The following is a 1933-nucleotide window of genomic DNA, read 5'->3' on the forward strand; positions in this document are numbered from 1 at the left end:
GCATATGCCTGAATCTGCCTTGAGAATATATCCTCATATGAATAGTCGTTTCCTATTGCTGTGAGGGATGAAGTATTGGTTGTCAATGCTATTGCCGGGAGGGCCTTTCTTTCTTTCATGAAATGTCCTGTGAGTTCTGCTACGAAATGCTGTGCATCGGCGGCTGATCCTCCGTTTCCAAAAACAATTAATTTTCCATTGTTTTTAAAAGAATTTAGTATGCCCTCCCCTATTACTTTAATCTGGTTAATATCTATGTTCTTCCTGGCTGCTATGCCTTGGTTTTTGTATTCCTCCAAATCCATACTGGTAAAATCATACAATATTAATAAATATATGTTTGCACAAAATAAGTAGATGGATTATTTCCGCATGTAACAGTTATAACCTTATTTTAGGAAAAATTTTATTATATAATGTGATAAGGGTTATAATGTCGTATATATTGTTTCCGAAAAACATTCAGATTAAGGATAACAAAAGCATATATATAGACAGGAACACTGTAAAGGATGAGGAATCTTTTTCACTTTTGATACCAGAAAACAAATCTGATATGGTAATACAATATCTTAAGATACACAGGGGCTTTGCAAATGCCACTCCAAGTTTTGATCACGGAGAGGATTATGGAATTTCTAAAATTATAAAAGCTCCATGGGAGCTGCATATGAGAGTATATAACGATTCGTATTTTCCAGGATATTCTAAAATGCTGGCTCATATAGAGATAGCAAGAAAATATGTACAGCATCTGAACTTCAAATATGTACAGCCAGTTATATATGAACCATACAGATATTATAAATCTGTTTTTGGCGAATTTATACTTGCGTACAGATCCAGATATATGGTTGAGAACATAAGCGAGAACTACTGGTTCCGTCTGATGAACCCTGAATTGCTTATTCCATGGTCGCCAGCTGCCCTGTTAAAAACATCAGTAAATATGGTTTCAGATAAACTTAAGGAATATTTCGTGAAAGACGAAAAATGATGTGTTTCGTTGATAAATTTTTATAATCCCAAAATTTATATAAATAACATTTATAGACCTTACTAACATGCCCTTATTCATGTATTTTTATCTCTTGTTGATTAGAGGGTTTTAAAAAATATAGTGAAAAATATGAAAGAAAAGCAGAAGTTAGACCGGGGAGATACATACACACAAGGGGTGTTCTATATGGAAAATCAATCCTTATAAACGGAGAAGAAAAGAAGATGGATATAAGCAGAAAGAAGGTTAAACTGGTAAAATTTGGAAAGGGATTGATATTCACTACACAATTCCTCCCCAGTATTCCGCATGGCGCCTCTCTGGGGGTATAAGATGAACCTTAAATTATCATCACTTCCATATTTTCAGCGCTGGTTCGTTGTCGGTGCCATAATTGGTGTGTTCGCTGGCCTGGGCTCGCTGGCATTTTTTTTCGCAATCAGACTTTTTGAAATTATTTTCTTTACACATATTGTGGGTATGTCAATACCACATCCATTAGGTGAAGGGGGATCTGCGGTTTACCATTTTTATGCACTGCGTTATTATCTTATACCCGTAGTGGTGGCAGCTGGTGGGCTTATTACCGGCTTTATAATATATACATTTGATCCATCTTCAGAAGGGCATGGAACAGATGCAGCTATAAGGGCATTTCATTATAACCATGGAAAAATAAAGCGCAGAACACCACTGGTAAAAACAATAGCCTCTGCCATAACTATAGGGTCAGGTGGAAGTGCGGGCAGGGAAGGGCCTACAGCGCTTATAGCTGCCGGAATAGGGTCCTTTCTAGCCGACATTCTTGGACTCAGTCCCAAGGACAGGAGAATTGCTGTAGCTGTGGGAATCGGCGCAGGAATAGGGACAATATTCAAGGCACCCATTGNGGGGTCTATTCTCGGTGCTGAAATACTCTACAGGCGGGATTTT

Annotated in this window: 3 protein-coding genes; 2 read left to right on the plus strand and 1 reads right to left on the minus strand. The window is 37.6% G+C overall.

Annotation, left to right across the window (positions count from 1 at the left end; translation table 11 throughout):
- On the minus strand, positions 1-305 hold a 305-nt coding region (locus AMDU4_RS07215; protein WP_021787324.1), incomplete at its 3' end, for an SIS domain-containing protein.
- A 128-nt stretch (positions 306-433) separates the two neighbouring features.
- On the opposite strand from AMDU4_RS07215, the gene AMDU4_RS07220 reads away from it, so the two are divergent.
- Both AMDU4_RS07220 and AMDU4_RS07225 read left to right on the plus strand, forming a co-directional pair.
- The gene (locus AMDU4_RS07220; RefSeq protein WP_021787325.1) at positions 434-997 is read left to right on the plus strand and encodes a hypothetical protein; all 564 of its coding nucleotides are present in this window, start codon (positions 434-436) and stop codon (positions 995-997) included.
- A 336-nt stretch (positions 998-1333) separates the two neighbouring features.
- A partial coding sequence (locus AMDU4_RS07225; protein WP_290704525.1) for a chloride channel protein occupies positions 1334-1933 on the plus strand: 600 nt, incomplete at its 3' end.

This window comes from Ferroplasma sp. Type II (assembly GCF_000496155.1).

Coding starts and splice junctions, on each gene's coding strand:
- AMDU4_RS07220 (WP_021787325.1), top strand. CDS start 434: ATGTCGTATATATTGTTTCCGAAAAACATTCAGATTAAGGATAACAAA.